Raw genomic sequence first — 17,603 nt, 5'->3', positions numbered from 1 at the left:
CGTGTTACGCGATGCGGATAAAGAGAGTCGAGCGGTCATCCCACCGATCATCCCCGTTCATGTTGAGAAGGCTGCCGAGCTGCTTCCATGTTCCAGGTAAGGCAATCCCGTTGTCATAACTCCATTCGCCACCACCCGATGGGCGTAGATAACCGCCGGCAATCACGCCACTGAGCCCGGGCTGGCCCACGCCGTTAACCAGTGCGGCAAACATATAGGTACCGACTTGCCCCCAGCCACCTGCGACGATATCGGCGTTGCCGCTGGCGGCATTCTTGCCTGCGAAGTTGCCAACCACCCAATCAACCACATTAGTGCCACCGAGTCGGGGGCTAAACAGATCGCCATTGGGTTCTATTCTCCAACCACCTGGAGAGAGCAATTGGCCGGCATTGGAAAGCTGCCAGATTTTGGTGAAGTTCCCCCCATCCGTGCCGACAAACACATGGGCAAGGTTGCCCGCGTTGGTGTCGTTGTTGAAAACTCCGTGATACATCTCAACGGCCCAGTATCCGGGGTAAACAAATTGAGTACCCATAAGGCCGTGCAGCGTGCCATTTCCCCCAACAGGTTGAGGTTCAAGCCAAAATGGGCACTGCCCCATCGCTGTCCAGGCACGGTTGGCAGCTTGATAGTTAGCACGGAATCGACCTGACAGCGTACGGAAGCCATCGCCATCCACTTCACCGTAGCCATGTATATCTCCAGCTGAGCCATTGCCACGAGCGAAGCGGATAGATTGCTGATTCACCGGTTTGTAAATCAATGAGGACGAATGGTCAGGCTGACTCAGTTCAAGGATGTTGTGACTGGATGACTCAATCCTTGCGTAGCCCTTGGCCACGACCATGGGGCCGCTGACGGTCACGCCACCACTTGCAGGGAACTGCATCGGCGCATCTTTCCACGTTCCGTCAAGGTAGCGATGAAAACCGTAGTAGCCATTTGATGAGTCCATCCCTAAGCCCCAGCTCACCCCGGAAAGGTCAGCATTGGGGCTAAATTTGAGGCCGGCATTGTCCGAAATCCGCATGCTGTTCGTAGTAAAGCGCTTGTAGAAGGTGATCTCACTTCTGCCAATACCGATGACCTTTGATGGGGCATTTTCGGCATTAACCTTGGCGCTGATGTACGGGTCGGCATCTTCCGGGGCTTCAAGACCAAGCCAGGTGCCGCCATTACTGCCACCTCGCGAACGGGCTATCAGCCCAGCTCTGGCGTAGATGGTGTCTTTTGCGTCGACTCCCCCGTCCAGGGGGCCGCCGGTCTTCGGGTATCCTCCCATTTGCTCCAAAGTGGGTTTGTCCGTCACCTCGCTATAGGTTGGCCAGCGGCTGGCGGTGGCTGGCACCTTGTCGATCTCGCCCCACTGGTGGCGGTGACTGCCGTCTTTGATCTCCACCGCGATGCAGACACCCTGGGCGTCTTCCAGGATGCCCTTGCCGGCTACATCCCCGGTCAGCTCGATGGTGCGCTTGCGGCGCACGTCAGTGACGCTGCCGTCTGCATTGATGATGGCCACCTTGGCGACGTGGTGCATGTGCCCGTTGCTGTCGAGGTAATCGACCATGTCCGGCACGCTCAGGGTCAGGCTGAAGTGATTCACCCAGGCATCAAGCAAGGAGCCCGCCCGGTAGATGTCGAGCCAGAGCCCCACCGGCTTGGCGCCCGGGGTCACCTTCTTGATCTCGTTAAGCTCTGCCCGCAGGCCACCCACATAGGCCACCCCGGGCTGCACCTTGTAAACCCCAGATTCGTTGACCAAGTTAAAGCCGTTACCGTAGAAGGTGGCCGGCCCGAAGAACTGCAGCGCCTGCAGGCGCAGGTCATCGTCCATCCCGCGAAGGCGGGCGGCATAGTCAATCTGCCAGGTGCTGGCATCCACCTGGGTGACAGTGGCCTCGCTGGCCCGGTCGTACTCCATCAGCATGGATTTCACTAAGGAATTGCCGGTCTGGCCGGTCGCCTCATTGGTCTTGAGTTTGGTTTCCAGTCCCTTGTGCACAATCATCCCCACCACGCCGGTGGTCTTGTTGATGAGGTACATGGCGTTAAAGCTGAAATCGCCAACCGTGGTGTCCATCACGATGGTGTAGGCCACTGCATCATTGTTGATGCGCCCACGCTGGTCCACCGCGTGGCGGTGCACAATCTGGCCCGCCGGCGGCAGGCCGCTGTCCGGGTTGATGGCGGCATCGGGATCGAGATCCGGCACGTTGGCCAGCACGAACTCATCGAGTACCACTGGCACTTGAGTTGCTAGGCACTCCTGCCAGTAGCGGGAGAAGGCGTTGGTAATGATCTGGCTCATGCGTTCCTCTTGAGTGATGCGCCGAACACCTGCTGGCTCATGTCGATACGGCCGGTGTGCAAGGTGCAGGTGACCGGATAAACCACCTGGAAGCGATAGCGGCGGCAGGTGCGGCCATAGTGTTGGATTAGGGTTTCCATCAGTTTCTGGTTGGTCGCGATGGCGCCGTCGGTCACCTCGATGGTGATGACGTCCCAGGGGGCGCCAGCCTGGCGTTCGTGGATGTCACACCAGCCGATGCCAAGGCGCTCGAAGATGCGTTTAAAGCCGGCAACCTCGCCGGCGTCCCTCGCGTTTACAAAGGCGAACCTGACCCGCTTGCGAAAGAGGTCAAGCGGCTCGCCATTGAAGCGGGTGATGTCGCGCTCCCAGGCCAGCAGCGCCAGCAGGGACTCCGAGCAGGTCAGCGGGTCTTGCTGGGCCAGTGGCTGCAGCAGCCAGCCCTTGAGCCGTTGCCAGAAGGTGTTGATCCCCTTGGCCAGAAACTCGGGCTCGGCGTGGGCCGGGCTGATGGTGTAGCCGTCTTCCCACCAGGGGGCGCTGGCATCGGGTAGCACCGGCGCCTGTAGGTTGTGTTCAAGCGGAGTCGGGTCAGTCATGCAGGGTCACCTCCAGCGAGCTCAGGCGCGGGATGGCCAGCCCCGACACGATGTCATCTTGCGCAAACTTGAGGCTCTGCAACTGGGGGAACTGGCTGTGCAGCTCGCGGGCCAGCTGGGAGAGTGAGAAGCGCGAGCGCGGCCAGGTGCGGGTAACGCTCGGAAAGTCCGCCGACTGGCGAAACGCCGCCTTGACCAGGTTCTCGGCGCCGGCTTTCAGTGCGGTTTTCTGCTCGTCGGTGAGGTTGGGCTGGGGCCAGATCGCCAGCGTCAGGCTGTGCTGGGTCTCTGGCATGGCCATCACAAACAGGTCATCGCCGTGGCCATGGTTGCCCTGGCGGCCCACGTAGTCGTTGAGCTGGTCGATGAGGCTGGCCGGGGTCGCACCCACCTCCAGCAGGATGTAGGCGTTGGCGGTGCCCGGACCCCGGGGGGCCTCGTGCTCGAAGAATATGTGATCGGCACGAATGCCCGCGACGCTGGCCAACATGGAGCGGTAAATCGCGTCTATGTGGTAGCGACCCACCGCCGAGAACTGGTTCTGGATGCGCAGGCCGAGCGCGTCATTGCCCTCGGCATCGGCGCCCTGGGTGGTGATCCACTCCTTGTCATCGTTGCGGGCCGACAGGATGCCGGTCACCGGTTCACTGAGCAGGTTGTAATAACCCGGCGCCAGATTCCAGGCCGCGCCGGCGAACTCCGCCTCGCAGACCACCTTGGCCACGGCTTCGCCTGCAGGACTCACCACCGCCAGCAGTGGTTTGAGTCGGTAGATAGTGCCGTTGATGCGCTCGGTGGCGATCCAGATATCGGCCGGGATGGTGACGGCCTCGCTCGGGTTGGCCTTGACGAAGTTGACCAGGCCCCGGGTTTTCTGGTCGGCTTTGCGGGTCAAGTCCACGTCCCATGCCTTGAGGTCGAGATAGGCATCGGTGGCAGTGGCCGCGAAGGTGTTGGGCAGCACGTGGCCAGCCAAGAGGGTGCGGATAAGCCAGAGCGCCGGGGTGATGACCACCCCGCGCACCAGCCGCCAGAACGGGCTCACGTCGCTGTCATTGGTGATGAGGGAGCCGGCGGCTACCACCTCCTTTTTGAGTTCGGCCTCCATGGCCTGTTCGGTGGTTGGGACACCGGTCTCGGCCAGCAGGGCCATAAAGTCCACGGTCGGGCGCAGGTTCACAGGGTTACCTTCAGTTCGCCGAATTCATAGGTGCGAGCGGTGACTAGCACTCGGTCGGGGGCCTCTTCACTGATGAGGATGGTGCCAGGCACCAGCCGCTCGTCGTCTTCTATCAGCAGTTCAATCTCGGTCATCACGTCACTGCGCAGGGTCGGGCTACGCTCGCCGATGAGCTTGCGGGCGAGCCCCGACTCCATGATGCGGTGCTTGATGTCCTGACCGATGCTGTAGCGGTCCTGGGTGTAGCGGGGCTGGCCGCCGGCATCGAGTTGCCAGGCACCGTTGACGACCAGGAGATCGATGTACTTGGGTTCATTCATCACTTGGTCTCCAGCCAGACGTTCTCGGCCATCTGCTCCGGGGTCATCGGGTTCTGGTTGGTGATGTGCACCTCGCCGACATGCAGGGACTTGGCCGGCTTCTGGTTGGCAGAGGTCGCGGCCGCGTTGGCCTGGATCAGCTGCTGGCCAATGCCACCGGATGGCACCTTGCTCTGGTCTTGCTGGCGGTAGCGGGCGAGGGGCGCGTTGACCGTCTCCTGTTGTCGCTCTTGCGCTGGCACATTCATCACCCCGGGCATGACCGGTATCGTCATAGGCTGCATGGTCGGCATGGTGAGATCCGGCATTGAAGAGCTGATATCCAGGTCAACCCCTGGTAATACGTTGAGTTTTTCCAGTACCCATTGGATGGCTTTACCCACGGCCCAGATAGGCGACAGCAACAATTTGAAGACTGTTCCAAGAATGGTTCCTGCAGCCTCCCCGAGTGCGATCATGTTGGTGAAGGCGCCAGAGGCTTGACTGGTTGTTCCAAGCCACTGGGCGATGATGCCGATCAGACTGGATACGCCATCCCAGATCACCGGCAAAATAGCGGCCCAAGGTGCGAATACGGTTGATATAGCTGGGGCCATGGCGGAGATGAGGCCACTGAAAAATGCTTTGATGGGCTCCCACCACATCACCAGAGCGGCAATGGCAGCGGCTACGGCCAGAATGGGCCACGCTAGAGCCCCGAATACGATACCCAGACCCACGACGGCCAACTGAGCCATTCCGACGAGCAGCAACCAAGCGCCGGTGACCATACCCAGACCGATAAAAGCCAGGGCGGCATAACTGATCACCTTGGTCAGGTTCGGGAAGAGGTGGGTCCAACGCAGCACATCATTGGCGCCATCGGCAAAGACGCCGACCACCGCATTGATGGCCGGCAGTACCACTCCGAAGGCGGCCGCTCGGATGGCGAACCATCCTTGTGTCACCCGCTCCCACTGGTCGGTCATGGAGGCGGCCATCTGCTCGGCCTTGCCCATGCCGTGGGTGTTGGCCAGCGCGTTGATGTTGGTGGCCAGTCCCTTGGTGTTGGTCATCAGGAGCTTGATCATGGCCACCGCCTCATCCGAGCCGAAGGCCTTCTTGAGCTCGTCCCCCTCTGCCACGCTCATGGTCTCGCCGTAACGCATCTTGAGCTTGTCCAGGATGGTCAGCACCGGCAGCATGTTTCCTGCCGCGTCAGTGAACTGCATGCCGAGTGCCTTCTGGGCACCACCGATCCCGGCCAGGAACGACTTGAACTTGGTACCGGCCTCGCCGCCACTCATGGTGGCCTGCAGTTGGCCGATCACGGCGAACTGTTCATCCATCGAAACGCCCGCGGCGGTGGCGTTGGCACCGATCGCTCCAAAGGCATCGGCCATGCCCTGGCCGGTGGTCTTGAACAACTGCACCGCCAGCGCGGTCTTGCCGGCCACATCCTCGACCCAGTTGGCCTTGCCCATCTGCTTGGCCTGCTGCTCGAAGATGCCGTACATGGTGCCCATGTAGTTGGTGATGGTGGCGGTATCGGCTTTGGTGGCCTTGGCCAAGGTGGTGGAGGCGCGGGTAAAGGCGGGCAGTTCGTTGCCCTCCAGCCCGGCGATTGCTGACTGGATGTCGTAAGAAGAACGGACGATGTCTGTGGCGGATTCACCATATTGCACCGACAGGGCGAGGGCTTCACGGCCCAGTGCCCCGAGCACATCCGTTTGCACATCGAGGGAGGCCACTTCCGCCAGCGCCCGATCCATTTCGATGGCGGGGCCAAGAGCCCCCTGGATCGCCATGACGCCGCCGGCGACGGTGGTCGCCCCCATGGCCATGCTGCTCCAGCCCTGGCGGCCAGCCTTGCTGACCTTGTCCATCTGGGCATTGATACCAGCAAGGGGCTTGGTGACCTGGTCAACCAGTGCCACCTGCATCATCAATTTTTCCATCCAGGCCATAGGGGTCTCTTATCCGTTCAGTGCTTTGGCGATGCCCTCGGCCACGGCGATGGCGTTGGAGTCTCGGTGATACTTGTCTAACCAGGTGGCGCGAGCCAGGCTCTCGATGTCGTCGTCCTCATGGGGCAGGTAGTAGCGCCGCAGTGCCAGTACCTGCTCCAGCTGGTTGCGCTCGATGGCCTCGGCACGCGCGGTCAGTTTTTTACGGTGATTTCCAGATCAGGGGCGAACTCTTTGTTGATTGCGCCAGCCAGCTGCAGCGCGGCGCTGGGACGCTGGAGCAGCTCATCGAGTGCCTCTTTGCTCTCGGTGCAGACGATCCTCTTCAGGTAGTTGTGAGCCGGCGCTACCTTGTCGTTGGGCATCATGTCGTTGATGAAGCCGTTGTAGGCGGTCATGGTCGGTTCAAAGCTGATGTCGGTCCCGGCGATGGTCAGGGTGATTTTTTTGCTCATGGGGTGGTTTCCTCTTGTTCAATCCAATGGTTCAGGGTGTTGATCTGGGTTTGGCAGCGCCGCAGCGCCGTCTGCAGGGTGGGGATAAACCGCACGGCCTCGCCGTAGGTGGTCCCCGTAAAGTCAGGCTCCGGGCAGTGGGGCACCAGCCCCGGCGGCGGTAGCCGCTTTACCACCTTGGTTTGCACCACTGTGGTGGGCTGGCTGGAGCAGGCGCAAAGCGCCAGCAGGCAAAGGCTCGCGAGCGCAATCCGGGCGGCCCGCCGGCGGCGTGGCCAAGGCATCTTGCAGTTCATTCGCGGTTTTCCTGTTCTGGTTGTCGAGCTCGGCCAAGGCCGCGTTCTGGTCGTTAAGCAGCAGGCGCAAGCTCGCCGTTATCAGCTGCTGCTCCTGTAGTTCGGTGGCCTGCTGGCTGTTGACCGTCTGCAGGGCGGTGATGGTCTCGTTGGCGGTGGCCAGTTCGTCCCGCAAGCTATTGATGCGACCCCCCATCGAGATGAACATCCATCCCACTGCCAACATGACCCCTATCGGGACCATGAGAAAAACAGAGGAGAGCAAGCCTTTGAGGTCGGTCATGCCAGCACCCCGCCAAATTCGGTGAACTTGGCCAGCAGGTCAGTCAGCTTGTGTTCGCGCTGACCGTAGCCGGCGCCGGGCAAGCTGGCCCAAATGTTGGCGCACTTGCTGATGGCCTGGGGGATGCGACCATCGATCACATCGGCCAGCGCCTTGCGCTCGCGGATCAACTGGATTGCCCAGGCATCTTGTGACTCAGGGCCAAAGTCCGGCAGGCCAAGCTGGTCACGGTAGTGGGGCCAGTGCTTTGACAGATGCTGATAGCGACCGGCGGCGGTGCTGCTGATGGTCTTGTTGACCTGCACCAGCACGTTCGGGTGGGTGCTGTAGTCGGTGAAGAACCCAGCCGGATTGACCAGCTTGTCGTATCCGTCATCGCCCCAGCCCTTGGTGCCCTCGGAAAAGGCGAGCAGGTCGAGAAAGGCGGCCACTTGCGGGTGATAGTTACTGCGCGGCATTGTTGTCCTCCTTCTTGCGCAGCATCAGGGCCGCACGGTCGCGGATGATGTCGATCCCAAGCAGTCCCACCATGCCACCCAGTAACGGTGTGGCCTCCTGGGGGATCCCGAGCAAGTGGGTTCCGGTGGCGGCCGCCAGGGTGATGAGGCCACACAGCAGGGATTCAATCAGCCGGCGGCGACCCCGCCCACCGGCATAGGTGATGCGCAGGAAGGCGATGGCCAGCGCCAGCAGTGCCCCATAGACAGCGGGCCAGTTGTCCATCAGCCAGGCCAGCAGGGCAGCCCAGAGGGTGGGATCTTTGTTTGGCATAGGGTTCATATCCCGTTCTCGATGCTTATTGGCCACGACGTTCTGCGCGGCTCTGGCAGGGCACGCATTTGCGCACCCCGGGTACTCGCTGGCGGCGTTCCTCCGGGATCGGGTCATCGCACGCTTCGCAAAGGTGCAAGCTCTCGCCCTGGTAGTGGCTGCGGCCAAGCTGGCTATCCAGCTGGGCCGCCAGCATCCGCTCGGCGTGTTGGGTGGCGCGGTCGATCAGATCCATCGGTTAGCCCTTGAGGTGACGGGTGTCGTCATCCGACAGGTACGGCATGCCGTTGATGTGCACGAAGTCTGGGGAGGTAACGAACCCCTTGATTTTGTGCACTCCCTTGCTGCCGCCCTTGGGATCGATATCGAGCAGGTCAGAAATCACCAGCTTCACGCCGAAGGCTTCCACCTTCATGGTCTCGTCGCCGGTGTCGGCGTAGAACAACACATCGTCCGGCTTCATGCCGCGCCAGCTGCCCTGACGCTTGGCGCTCTCACACAGCATCTTGAAGTTCTTGGCGTCGAGCTCGAACTCCAACTCTGCGGCCACATCCCCATCGATATAGCCATCAGGGATGCCACGGGTTTGCGCCACGGCGCTGTTGTCGGTGATGGAGAGGCTGGCCTTCTCGATGTGCACCATGGTGCCCATCAGGGTGGTGTCGAAGGACTGGCCTGAAATACGGCGGGTCATGGGTTAGCCCTCCCCGTTGTTGAGGCTCAAATCGAGCATGATGTTGACGGTGATCCCTTTGGGGCAGTCCACGGTGCGCACTACCACATAGATGGAGACCAGGTTCTTGGCGGTCCACTGGATGCGGATGTCGCCATCCTTGGGTGAGGCAATGTCGCCCGGGAACGGTTGGCCGTTGATGGTGGTGGCGCTGGCCATCTGGCGCAGGTCCTTGCCGAAGAACATGACGGCGGCCTCGGTGCTGCCCGGGGTGGAGTTGAACGAGCGATCGCCGATGCGGGCGATCGCGCGCAGGCGCATCCGGCGGGCGACCTTGTAAGCCACACGCAGGTTTTCGATCACCTGGTAGTCGCCGCCCTCGGCATCGAGCTGGCGGCCATCGGCCCAGTAGAGCCCGTCATAGTCCGGGTACCACATCGGCACCGAGTAACGGTTGGCTTCCAGGGTCTGCAGGGTGGCCAGCGGCAGCGGGATCCCGTCTTTGTCCGTTGGCTTGTTGCCAAGGCCGACCACAGCGCCGGTTTTCACCCGGCAAGGGCTGTCTGCGATGCTCACTGCCCTGTTGCACAGGCGGCCGGCGTAAGCCCCGATGAGGTTGGGCCACAGCTGCGGGATCAGAGAGACTGATTCAGCCGCGATGCCATCCTGCAGGGCAGCCAGTTCTGCCTCGTATTCGCTCCAGTCCTGACCACCCTCGGCGGTGGAGACGATACCCGGTACCGCCAGCAGCATGGCTTGCCAGCGTCCCCACTTGGCGATCAGCTCCTGGTTGAGGGCGTGGGCGGCATTGATATTCGCCTTGTCCCACTCCTGCCCCAGTACCACGCAGCCCTCGAAGGATTGGGTCTTCTGGGCCTCGCGCACCGCCTCTTTCCAGTCCATGTCGGTCGGCAGCACGAAGGCGGCGGCCGTCCAGTTCTGGCCGGCGTTGGCCATGGCGGCCTGCAGGTTGGTTTTCAGCTCGCTGTCAGCCTCGCCCAGCAGCTTGTCAAAGTCAGACTGGGTGTTGAGCGAGAGCAGCTTGTTGGTGTTGGTCGGCGCACTGCCGATGAACAGCAGGTGACGCTCGACTTCCGTCACAGGCCCCTGCATCTGGTTCAAGTTGTTGATCTGTACATAAGGCCACATGCCGTTATTTCCCCTTCATGCCTTGCTTGTTGACGTCCCAGCCGTAGTTGATGCTCTGCAGCGAGCGGGCAAAGGCCTGCGCGCGCTGCTGGGTGTTGGCGCCCAGGAATGGGCGGGCGGGTAGCTGGATCTCCCAGCTCTCGGCCGCCGGTTCATCCTTGAGTTTCTTGATCAGCAACCCCGCCTGGGCGTAGTTGAGGTTTCCCGTTATCCAGCCCAGTGAGGCCGAGCGGTATGCCCGCTTGCGCTTGCCCGGGCGCTTGAACCCCAGTTCCCGCAACTTGCGGGCTTGTGCCTTGCTGGCCTGCTTGTTTTTTCCGCCGTCGCTGGGGGCAATACGGCGCCGGCTGGCTGCCGTTACCTTGTAGGTGTGCCCCTTCTGGTGGGTGTTGGCGATGACCCCGGCGTGGGCGCTCATGGTGCCCTTGGTGAACCCCAGCTCAGCCACGTCCTGACGAGGCTCGCGGATCTGCAATAGCTTGGGCAGGCCACGCAACATCTTGCGTTTGCCCCGCTTGCGCGGTGCCCACGGCTGGCCGTTGGGGTCTTGTTGCTGGCGCACGTTACGGGCGGCCAGCTTTTTCATCTCGTTGGCTGCTCGCCACACCAGGCGCTTGCGCTTCTTGGGTGGCAGGGCCAGCAGGTTGAGCTGGTCTTTGCTGCGGCGAGTGTCCAGGGTGATGGTGATCATGACGGGTCACCGATCTGGTGATGGCCGGTGTCGCCGACATTGAGGTTGATATGGTCGGCCACCCAGATGTCATAGGGGGCCACGTTCCAGCGTTTACCGTCCCAGTTGATGGGGCCCTGCTCGTGTTCAACCAGGCGCAGCGGCTCAGTGAAGGGGAGCTGGATCTCAAGGTCAGCTGTCCTTTCATCGTTCGGGGTGACGGCGTACTCGGGATCGCTCAGCTCGAACCGCTCGCGGAATTCGTCATGCTCCTGCACCCAGGCCGCCACTGACGCGAGCACTATGGCGGGATCCAGCTCGCGAAACGGCAACTGCTCGATGGTGAACACCGCTTGATAGGTGAGCCATGCCACATCCACTCCGGTGGGGCCCATGTTCTTGGGCTCCAGCCGGATGGTGCCGTTCTCCATCCAGCTATCCAGCGTCTTGTGGCACTTGGCCGGCAACACCCGCAACAGCTCGGCGTGGAGCGCATGCAGGAAGTAGCCCTGGGCCTGTTGCTCGTTCATGACTGCATTTTTATCTGGGCTCATATCAGCGAGACCCCCGCCCTGTGCTTGCCCTTGATGCTGCGCACCAACTGCTGACTCTCGGCCAGCAGGTGGGCGCGCTGGTCTGGCGTTCGCTCTAACTGGTTGTTGGCGGTCGCCCGCTCGGTGACGCTGGCGAACTCGGGCAGCAGGGCCGCCTTGGCGCGCGCAAACACGGCGGCCAGATACTGCTCTGTCAGCGCATTGGCGCCGCCTTCCAGGCTGGGCCCGGGTACCTCGGCGGCGGTGTGGTAGCCCTTGCCCTGCAGAGCGGCTTGGTGGTTTTCGAGCTGCAGGTTGATTTCAGAGACCGCGGCCAGCAGGGCGGCGCCGGTGGTCTGGGTATCCAGATCGGCAGGCACGGCGCGGCGGCGCTCGAAGTCAGCGATGGCCACATCCGGCCAGAACCCGTCATTGCGGATAGTGGCGGCGCTGTAGTCGATGTCCTTGCCTGCAAACATGGCGTGCCTCGCTGGTTGGTTGAAATGGGGCACCCCTGTAGCCACGCAATTGCCGCAAGGCTCGCCAAAGGCTGCCCATGGCATTCGCGCCGGGGTGCGGTGGCGCGGAGAGTCTTATTGCTCCGGGTTAAGCGCCCGCAGGCGCATGGCAATCTTTTGGCGCAAGGTGCCGACGCCCACCTTGCCGTGCAGCTTGTCGGCCTGGGCTAGCCAGTGATCGGCTTGCTCCAGGGTGGCACTGTCGCCCACGGCGCTGGGGCGGGGCTGGCCGTCGTGGTCGCGCAGCAGCAGGCAACCGGCCGCCTTGAACCACTTGGCGGTCAACCGCTCGTTGAGGCGCCAGTCATTGCGCACCTTGTCGAACACCCGGGAGAACCAGGGCTCGACGGCGTGACCACAGGCCGCTTGGCTTTCGGCCCACTCCAGCACGGTGTCGGCCACAAAGTGGGCCCAGTCGCGCTTGATGTTGTTCGGGGTGCGCTGTCCCTGGGCAATGGCGAGCTCCGCCCAGGCAATGCCAGCGTCGAAGTCGCCGACGTCAAAGGCCCAGATGATGAGGCGCTGAAACAACTCGTTCTGATAGGGCTGGCCCGACTCAGCGACTGCGGCCAGATAGCGCTCCACATAGGGGCGGTACTTGGGCATCAGCTCGTCGCGTTTCATGTTCACCCGGTCACCGATGCGCGCCAGCTTGCGCAGCCGGACGATGTCCTGTTCCAGGGCAATCAGTTGCAGGTGCAGGCTGTCCGCCACTGCGCCGGTGGCCATGCCGGAGCTGGCGGCTTGCGCGGCCCCTTGCATGGCTTGGACGCGCTGCTTGTGACGTTGACCGGGTGAGCTCATGACTTAGGCCTCGGGCGCTGCCGGTGCGGCGCCGATCTCGATGTCGGCCTCTTCAAAGCCGCCATAGGCCAGGTGCTCGCCCAGGGCATAGCCTTCCATTCGCCAGTACTGGTTATCGAAGCACTTGCGATCCTGGTTATCCTCGGCCTTGCGGTTGCGCGTACCGCGCTGGGTGTAACAGTGCAGGTTGTCCAAGGTGGTGACCACCATCCGCTTGCCCGGGAAGAAGGGCGGGATGTAGGCCTTGCGCCCGGCGATGGACTCGGCCAGCTTCTGGGCGGCGATCTGCTCGCTCGGCTTGGTGGCTTCGCTGTAGAGCTTGGCTTGGGCTGCCGCCACCAGTTCGGTACCGACCAGCACCACCAAGCGCGGGTCTTGGCGGAACAGGGGATCGATGGTGGTGTTGATAAGATCGGATGCCATCTCGTCCAGGGTCTTGTAATCGCCCTTGCCGTCCGGGTCGAAGTGGATTTTCTTGCCGGCCCCGGCCTTGATGATCTGGCTGCCTTCGTTCCACTCGCGGGCGATCTGATGCCAACCCTTGTTGACATCTTCACCCAGCGGATGAGTCTCGGGGTCGGTAGTCTCTTCGGCAGAGACGCCGTTCCAGCCGACCCGCAGGATGTCGAGGGCGAATGCCGTGTTGATGAACTCACCGACCAGGCGGATGAACTCGCCCTCGCTGCCTGCGTTGGCCCAGACACACAGGGTCGCCCAGTCGAGCGAGGCACAGGAGTCGGTTTCGGTCAGCTCGTAGGTGTTGCCAGCCACGCCGACCTTGCCGTTGAAGCGGCCATTTTTCTTGCGGCCGGTGAACAGCTTGCCGATGCCGACCTGCACCACCTGGCCCTTGATCTGATCCACATCCATACAGGTGATGAGGTTCAGGAACTCGACCGAGGCGAGCAGGCCTGCGCGCAGGCCGGTTTCCACCGGGCCACTGATGACGCTGAACTGTTTGTCCAGCACGTTAACGGGGATGCCATAGGTCTTGGCCAGGGCAGCACTGTATTTTTCGAGGCGCTGACGGGCCTGGACGGTTAGGGTCTGACTCACGGTCGCTCCTTAATATGCGGTGGGGGTATCGTCACCGCCGAGCGCGCCCGGGCGCTGGCCCGGCACTTCAACGGAGAACTGGTCGATCTTGGCGGTCAGTTCACTGAGCTGGGTTTGCAGCTGGTTGAACTGCTCGGTGGTGACGCCGGGCAGCTCGTCCACCTTGACGGGGTCGGTGACCGGGGCGGTGGGCTGCTCCGTGGTCGGTTTGGTTTCCAGCTTGGCGCTGAAGGCATCGATCTTGGTGCCAAGGCCTGTCAGGGCCCCCAGCATCTGATCGAACTGTTCTGGTTTCATTTCCTCATCCTCGGATTGGCTGGGGGTGGGTTGTGGTTCGTGCTCGCCATGGCTGGACAGCAGGTTGAACAGCTTTGAGAGCAGGCTATCGGGCTTCTCGTGCTTGGGCAGTTTGAACATGGAGAGATCCAGCGGTTCGCTGGTGCCGATGGTTTGGCCCTTGTTGCTCTTGCTGAACTTGAGATGGGTGGTGCCGGTGCTGGCGGGCTGGTCGGTGACGCCCAAGCCAATCAAGTAGGTACGGCCCAGATCGGCGAATTGCTCGAACGGTTCGATGGAGCAGAACTGATACTGGCCGCTTTGATTCCAGTAGATGAGGTCCCGGTTCGGGCAGAGGACGGCGAACAGTTTGAGCTTGCCGTCTACCTCTTCGGTCTTGAGTGCCTGCACGGTGCCATAGCTGGACCAGCGATCGTGCTCCGGCCAGATGACGGCGGTGTAATAGCTGGGGTCGTAGGTCTCGGCCATGTCGGTGAGCCAGTCGCGGGTGATGTCTCGCCCATCCACCGCTTTGCCTTCGGTGGCGATACAGACAAAGCCAGTTCTCAAGGTTGATTCGTTCATGCCTGCTCCCAAGTGATGCGGGCTCAGGCTATCGGGTCGGCAAGGGGGTTTCACCCGATGGTGTTCTGGTGGATTCGGATCCAGCAGGAAATCCGAATTGCTCAGAACATCAGTGGGATAAGCGGGGAGAGGGGGCTGGCTATGATGGCGCCATCATTCACATCGATGGAGGCGCCGTGGCGTATCCCGAAGAGCTGCGCAATGCTGCGCGGGGACTCTACCTTAAACGATGGACGCCCCAGGAGATCAAGGACGAACTGGGGCTCAACTCCTGTCGCATCATCTACTACTGGGCTGAAAAGCTCGGTTGGCGCGATCTCCTGACCGATGAGGCGGTGGAGGATGCCATCGCCCGCCGGGTGCAAACCCTGCTGCATCGGGAGAAGAAAACCCAAGGCGAGCAGGAGGAGCTGGATCGGCTGATTGGCCACCATGTCAGCCTCAAGGAGAAGGCGCTCAAGTGGGCCGAGCGGGAGCAGTCTCTCAAGGCTCAGCGGGAAGAGGGGAGCGAGCCTTCACCCGAACGTGGCAGGCGGGGTAGAGGTGGCCAGGATGGCGGTAGCCGCAAAGGGGGCAAGAAGGGCAAGAACGAGGTTGGCCACCTGACAGAGGCGGATTTTGCCGAGTGGCTGGGTACCCTGTTCGGCTACCAGCTGCGTTGCCGGGAAGCCAAGAACGACCCGGCCTTGCCACGCACCCGCAATATCCTCAAATCCCGCCAGATCGGCATGACCTACTACTTCGCCGGCGAGGCGCTGGAAGATGCGGTGCTGACTGGTGGCAACCAGATATTCCTGTCGGCCACCCGCGCCCAGGCGGAGGTGTTCCGCTCCTACATCTGCAAGATTGCTCAGACCTTCCTTGGGCTAACCCTGACCGGCAACCCCATCGTCTTGTCGAACGGGGCCGAGCTGCACTTTTGCTCCACCAACTCCAACAGCGCCCAGTCCCGCTCCGGCAACGTCTACATCGATGAGTATTTCTGGATCCCCAACTTTGAGAAGCTGTCGGACGTGGCCAGCGCCATGGCGACCCAGAGCCGCTGGCGCAAAACTTACTTCTCGACCCCGTCGAGCAAGGTGCACGAAGCGTACCGGTTCTGGACAGGGGATCGCTGGAAAGGACAGCGCCCGAGCCGGGTGGCCATCGACTTTCCGGGCGAAGATGAGCTGCGCGACGGCGGCCGCGTCTGCCCGGACAGGCAGTGGCGTTACGTCATTACCATCGAGGATGCCATTCGGCTGGGCTGCCACCTCATCGACATCGAGGAGCTCAAGGATGAGTACCCGGAGGAGGTGTTCGATCGCCTCTACATGTGCCGGTTTATCGATGATGCCTTGTCGGTGTTCAAGTTCCAGGACATGGAGCGGGCAGGGGTGGACCCCACTCGATGGGAGGACTACAAGCCCGGGCGCCTTGATCCGTTCGGCCGGCGCGAGGTGTGGCTGGGCTATGACCCGAGCCGCACCCGAGACAATGCCACCCTGGTGGTGGTCGCCCCGCCCACCGTCGCTGGCGAGCGCTTCCGGGTGCTGGAAAAGCACTACTGGCGCGGGCTCAACTTCCAGTTCCAGGCGCAGGAGATCACCCGCATCGCCAAGAAGTTCCGGGTCACTTACCTCGGGGTCGACGTCTCCGGCATCGGCGCCGGGGTGTTTGACCTCCTGAAGCCGGTCTTCAAAGGGGTGTGTCACCCCATCAACTACAGCATCGAGAGCAAGTCGCGGCTGGTGCTCAAGATGATCGACGTGGTGGAGGCAAACCGCATCGAGTGGGACAGCTCGGACAGGGACATCCCGCTCGCCTTCCTCGCCATCAAGCGCAGCACCACTGGCGGTGGCCAGATGACGTTCCGCGCCGCCCGGGACAATGTGACCGGACACGCCGACGTGTTCTTTGCCATCGCCCACGCCGTGGCCAATGAGCCCCTCGATACCCACCGCAAACGCAAATCCACCTGGGCAACCAGCCAGGAGAAGAAGGCAGCATGACCAAGCGACACAAATCCCAACCGGCCCAGGCGGTCGCCTCACCCAACCGCGGCGCTGTGGCTTTCAGCATGCCAGAGGCCATCGACCCCACGGCCTGGATGACCGATTACACCGGGGTGTTCTACAACCCCTACGGCGAGTATTACCAGCCCCCCATCGAGCGCAAGGGGCTGGCCAAGGTGGCCAGGGCCAACGCCCACCATGGGGCCATCCTGATGGCAAGGCGCAACATGGTGGCGGGGCGCTTCACCAACCAGCGCGCCACCATCACGGCGTTCGTGCACAACTACCTGCAGTTCGGGGATGCGGGCCTGCTTAAAATTCGCAATGGCTTTGGCCAGGTGGTGGGGCTACACCCGCTATCGAGCGTCTATCTGCGCCGGCGCGAGGATGGCTGTTTTGTCTACCTGCAGCAGGGCAAGCCGAACCTGATTTACCGGCCGGAGGATGTCATCTGGCTGGCCCAGTACGACCCCGAGCAGCAGGTCTATGGTATGCCCGACTACTTGGGGGGCCTGCAGTCGGCCCTGCTCAACCAAGACGCCACCCTGTTTCGGCGCAAATACTTCCTCAACGGTGCCCACATGGGGTTCATCTTCTACGCCACCGACCCGAACATGGACGACGACACCGAGGACGAGATGAAAGAGATGATCGCCAATTCCAAGGGGGTGGGGAACTTCCGCTCCATGTTCGTCAACATCCCCGACGGCAAGCCCGATGGCATCAAGCTCATTCCGGTGGGGGACATCGCCACCAAGGACGAGTTCGCCGCCATCAAGGGGATCACCGCTCAGGATGTATTGACCAGTCACCGCTTCCCGGCGGCGTTAGCCGGTATCATCCCGACCAATGGCGGGGGAGGGCTCGGGGATCCCGAAAAGTACGATACCACCTATGCCCGAAACGAGGTGCTGCCGCTGTGTGAACTTATCCAGGATGCCATCAACAGTGCGGGACTCCCTCGTTCTTTATGGATCGATTTTCGGGAGAATATAGGAATCACTGTATAAAAAATAGCATTCAACATGGTAAAATAGTACGTTTATTTAGATAAGAAAGGGGACGTGGTTAGGGTATATAGTAAAGGGTGTGACCACTGCAGGGTGGTCACACTCTTTTCTAGTCACGCATTGAGCCTATTCTCTCAAATAATCAGCGAGCTTGTGTTGAGTCTGGTTGGTTTA

The 17,603-nt window shown here is 61.8% G+C and carries 22 protein-coding genes; 2 read left to right on the top strand and 20 right to left on the bottom strand.

Annotated features, from left to right (window positions below; translation table 11 throughout):
* Nucleotides 1-4 precede the first annotated feature (4 nt).
* The 20 genes from BN1137_RS22965 to BN1137_RS20615 all read right to left on the bottom strand — a co-directional run bounded on the left by BN1137_RS22965 (nucleotide 5) and on the right by BN1137_RS20615 (nucleotide 14,425).
* Nucleotides 5-2,311 (bottom strand): phage tail-collar fiber domain-containing protein, encoded by a 2,307-nt coding sequence (locus BN1137_RS22965; RefSeq protein WP_050720401.1) that lies wholly within the window; start codon nucleotides 2,309-2,311, stop codon nucleotides 5-7.
* The gene (locus BN1137_RS20695; protein ID WP_050720400.1) at nucleotides 2,308-2,910 is read right to left on the bottom strand and encodes a phage tail protein; all 603 of its coding nucleotides are present in this window, start codon (nucleotides 2,908-2,910) and stop codon (nucleotides 2,308-2,310) included. Before BN1137_RS20695 ends, BN1137_RS22965 begins: the two co-directional genes overlap by 4 nt.
* A complete protein-coding gene (locus tag BN1137_RS20690; RefSeq protein WP_050720399.1) occupies nucleotides 2,903-4,090 on the bottom strand; it encodes a baseplate J/gp47 family protein in 1,188 nt (395 codons plus the stop codon). The genes BN1137_RS20695 and BN1137_RS20690 overlap by 8 nt, the downstream gene beginning before the upstream one ends.
* Nucleotides 4,087-4,410, bottom strand: coding sequence for a DUF2590 family protein (locus BN1137_RS20685; RefSeq protein WP_050720398.1), 324 nt, complete (start codon nucleotides 4,408-4,410; stop codon nucleotides 4,087-4,089). Before BN1137_RS20685 ends, BN1137_RS20690 begins: the two co-directional genes overlap by 4 nt.
* Nucleotides 4,410-6,356, bottom strand: a complete 1,947-nt coding sequence (locus BN1137_RS20680; protein ID WP_050720397.1) for a phage tail tape measure protein — start codon at nucleotides 6,354-6,356, stop codon at nucleotides 4,410-4,412. Before BN1137_RS20680 ends, BN1137_RS20685 begins: the two co-directional genes overlap by 1 nt.
* Nucleotides 6,357-6,365: 9 nt before the next feature.
* The gene (locus BN1137_RS23205) at nucleotides 6,366-6,500 is read right to left on the bottom strand and encodes a DUF6890 family protein (protein WP_408605562.1); all 135 of its coding nucleotides are present in this window, start codon (nucleotides 6,498-6,500) and stop codon (nucleotides 6,366-6,368) included.
* A gap of 50 nt (nucleotides 6,501-6,550) precedes the next feature.
* On the bottom strand, nucleotides 6,551-6,811 hold the full coding sequence (locus BN1137_RS20675; RefSeq protein ID WP_042871608.1) for a putative phage tail assembly chaperone: 261 nt from the start codon (nucleotides 6,809-6,811) through the stop codon (nucleotides 6,551-6,553).
* Nucleotides 6,808-7,038 (bottom strand): Rz1-like lysis system protein LysC, encoded by a 231-nt coding sequence (gene lysC, locus BN1137_RS22960; RefSeq protein ID WP_232306992.1) that lies wholly within the window; start codon nucleotides 7,036-7,038, stop codon nucleotides 6,808-6,810. The genes BN1137_RS20675 and lysC overlap by 4 nt, the downstream gene beginning before the upstream one ends.
* A complete protein-coding gene (locus BN1137_RS20670; protein WP_232306991.1) occupies nucleotides 6,935-7,333 on the bottom strand; it encodes a hypothetical protein in 399 nt (132 codons plus the stop codon). Before BN1137_RS20670 ends, lysC begins: the two co-directional genes overlap by 104 nt.
* A 53-nt stretch (nucleotides 7,334-7,386) precedes the next feature.
* A complete protein-coding gene (locus BN1137_RS20665) occupies nucleotides 7,387-7,848 on the bottom strand; it encodes a glycoside hydrolase family 24 protein (RefSeq protein ID WP_050720395.1) in 462 nt (153 codons plus the stop codon).
* Nucleotides 7,835-8,161 (bottom strand): phage holin, lambda family, encoded by a 327-nt coding sequence (locus BN1137_RS20660; RefSeq protein ID WP_005892368.1) that lies wholly within the window; start codon nucleotides 8,159-8,161, stop codon nucleotides 7,835-7,837. The genes BN1137_RS20665 and BN1137_RS20660 overlap by 14 nt, the downstream gene beginning before the upstream one ends.
* Before the next feature lie 25 nt (nucleotides 8,162-8,186).
* Nucleotides 8,187-8,396: a TraR/DksA family transcriptional regulator gene (locus tag BN1137_RS20655; RefSeq protein WP_042654649.1), complete on the bottom strand. Its 210-nt coding sequence runs from the start codon at nucleotides 8,394-8,396 to the stop codon at nucleotides 8,187-8,189.
* 3 nt (nucleotides 8,397-8,399) lie between these two features.
* Nucleotides 8,400-8,855: a phage protein gene (locus BN1137_RS20650; RefSeq protein ID WP_042654650.1), complete on the bottom strand. Its 456-nt coding sequence runs from the start codon at nucleotides 8,853-8,855 to the stop codon at nucleotides 8,400-8,402.
* A gap of 3 nt (nucleotides 8,856-8,858) precedes the next feature.
* On the bottom strand, nucleotides 8,859-9,983 hold the full coding sequence (locus tag BN1137_RS20645) for a DUF2586 domain-containing protein (protein WP_050720394.1): 1,125 nt from the start codon (nucleotides 9,981-9,983) through the stop codon (nucleotides 8,859-8,861).
* Nucleotides 9,984-9,987: 4 nt separating this feature from the next.
* Entirely contained in the window at nucleotides 9,988-10,674 is a 687-nt protein-coding gene (locus BN1137_RS20640; protein WP_050720393.1) for a phage virion morphogenesis protein, read from the bottom strand.
* Entirely contained in the window at nucleotides 10,671-11,183 is a 513-nt protein-coding gene (locus BN1137_RS20635; protein ID WP_050720392.1) for a phage tail protein, read from the bottom strand. Before BN1137_RS20635 ends, BN1137_RS20640 begins: the two co-directional genes overlap by 4 nt.
* Nucleotides 11,184-11,203: 20 nt before the next feature.
* Nucleotides 11,204-11,665, bottom strand: a complete 462-nt coding sequence (locus tag BN1137_RS20630; protein ID WP_050720391.1) for a head completion/stabilization protein — start codon at nucleotides 11,663-11,665, stop codon at nucleotides 11,204-11,206.
* Between the two features lie 114 nt (nucleotides 11,666-11,779).
* Nucleotides 11,780-12,508 carry a phage terminase small subunit gene (locus tag BN1137_RS20625; RefSeq protein WP_050720390.1) on the bottom strand — a complete coding sequence of 243 codons (729 nt, stop codon included), beginning with the start codon at nucleotides 12,506-12,508 and terminating at the stop codon, nucleotides 11,780-11,782.
* Nucleotides 12,509-12,511: 3 nt separating this feature from the next.
* The gene (locus BN1137_RS20620) at nucleotides 12,512-13,564 is read right to left on the bottom strand and encodes a phage major capsid protein, P2 family (protein ID WP_050720389.1); all 1,053 of its coding nucleotides are present in this window, start codon (nucleotides 13,562-13,564) and stop codon (nucleotides 12,512-12,514) included.
* 9 nt (nucleotides 13,565-13,573) lie between these two features.
* Nucleotides 13,574-14,425 carry a GPO family capsid scaffolding protein gene (locus BN1137_RS20615; protein WP_050720388.1) on the bottom strand — a complete coding sequence of 284 codons (852 nt, stop codon included), beginning with the start codon at nucleotides 14,423-14,425 and terminating at the stop codon, nucleotides 13,574-13,576.
* 176 nt (nucleotides 14,426-14,601) lie between these two features.
* Between BN1137_RS20615 and BN1137_RS20610 the strand changes: the two genes are divergently transcribed.
* Together BN1137_RS20610 and BN1137_RS20605 are read left to right on the top strand one after the other, a co-directional pair.
* Complete coding sequence (locus BN1137_RS20610; protein ID WP_050720387.1) at nucleotides 14,602-16,416, top strand: terminase large subunit domain-containing protein; 1,815 nt, start codon at nucleotides 14,602-14,604, stop codon at nucleotides 16,414-16,416.
* On the top strand, nucleotides 16,413-17,429 hold the full coding sequence (locus tag BN1137_RS20605) for a phage portal protein (RefSeq protein WP_050720386.1): 1,017 nt from the start codon (nucleotides 16,413-16,415) through the stop codon (nucleotides 17,427-17,429). The genes BN1137_RS20610 and BN1137_RS20605 overlap by 4 nt, the downstream gene beginning before the upstream one ends.
* Nucleotides 17,430-17,603 lie beyond the last annotated feature (174 nt).

Origin of the sequence: Aeromonas tecta (assembly GCF_000820185.1) — a bacterium.
In the GTDB taxonomy this organism is placed as follows: Bacteria; Pseudomonadota; Gammaproteobacteria; order Enterobacterales; family Aeromonadaceae; genus Aeromonas; species Aeromonas tecta.
Note: the sequence above shows the minus strand (reverse complement) of the source record. Positions and strands in the feature narration are given on the sequence as shown.

Coding starts and splice junctions, on each gene's coding strand:
- BN1137_RS20670 (WP_232306991.1), bottom strand. CDS start 7,333: ATGTTGGCAGTGGGATGGATGTTCATCTCGATGGGGGGTCGCATCAAT.
- BN1137_RS20625 (WP_050720390.1), bottom strand. CDS start 12,508: ATGAGCTCACCCGGTCAACGTCACAAGCAGCGCGTCCAAGCCATGCAA.
- BN1137_RS20650 (WP_042654650.1), bottom strand. CDS start 8,855: ATGACCCGCCGTATTTCAGGCCAGTCCTTCGACACCACCCTGATGGGC.
- BN1137_RS20680 (WP_050720397.1), bottom strand. CDS start 6,356: ATGGCCTGGATGGAAAAATTGATGATGCAGGTGGCACTGGTTGACCAG.
- BN1137_RS20640 (WP_050720393.1), bottom strand. CDS start 10,674: ATGATCACCATCACCCTGGACACTCGCCGCAGCAAAGACCAGCTCAAC.
- BN1137_RS20695 (WP_050720400.1), bottom strand. CDS start 2,910: ATGACTGACCCGACTCCGCTTGAACACAACCTACAGGCGCCGGTGCTA.
- BN1137_RS20685 (WP_050720398.1), bottom strand. CDS start 4,410: ATGAATGAACCCAAGTACATCGATCTCCTGGTCGTCAACGGTGCCTGG.
- BN1137_RS20655 (WP_042654649.1), bottom strand. CDS start 8,396: ATGGATCTGATCGACCGCGCCACCCAACACGCCGAGCGGATGCTGGCG.
- BN1137_RS20615 (WP_050720388.1), bottom strand. CDS start 14,425: ATGAACGAATCAACCTTGAGAACTGGCTTTGTCTGTATCGCCACCGAA.
- BN1137_RS20635 (WP_050720392.1), bottom strand. CDS start 11,183: ATGAACGAGCAACAGGCCCAGGGCTACTTCCTGCATGCGCTCCACGCC.
- BN1137_RS20605 (WP_050720386.1), top strand. CDS start 16,413: ATGACCAAGCGACACAAATCCCAACCGGCCCAGGCGGTCGCCTCACCC.
- BN1137_RS20630 (WP_050720391.1), bottom strand. CDS start 11,665: ATGTTTGCAGGCAAGGACATCGACTACAGCGCCGCCACTATCCGCAAT.
- BN1137_RS20675 (WP_042871608.1), bottom strand. CDS start 6,811: ATGAGCAAAAAAATCACCCTGACCATCGCCGGGACCGACATCAGCTTT.
- BN1137_RS22965 (WP_050720401.1), bottom strand. CDS start 2,311: ATGAGCCAGATCATTACCAACGCCTTCTCCCGCTACTGGCAGGAGTGC.
- BN1137_RS20660 (WP_005892368.1), bottom strand. CDS start 8,161: ATGCCAAACAAAGATCCCACCCTCTGGGCTGCCCTGCTGGCCTGGCTG.
- BN1137_RS20665 (WP_050720395.1), bottom strand. CDS start 7,848: ATGCCGCGCAGTAACTATCACCCGCAAGTGGCCGCCTTTCTCGACCTG.
- BN1137_RS20645 (WP_050720394.1), bottom strand. CDS start 9,983: ATGTGGCCTTATGTACAGATCAACAACTTGAACCAGATGCAGGGGCCT.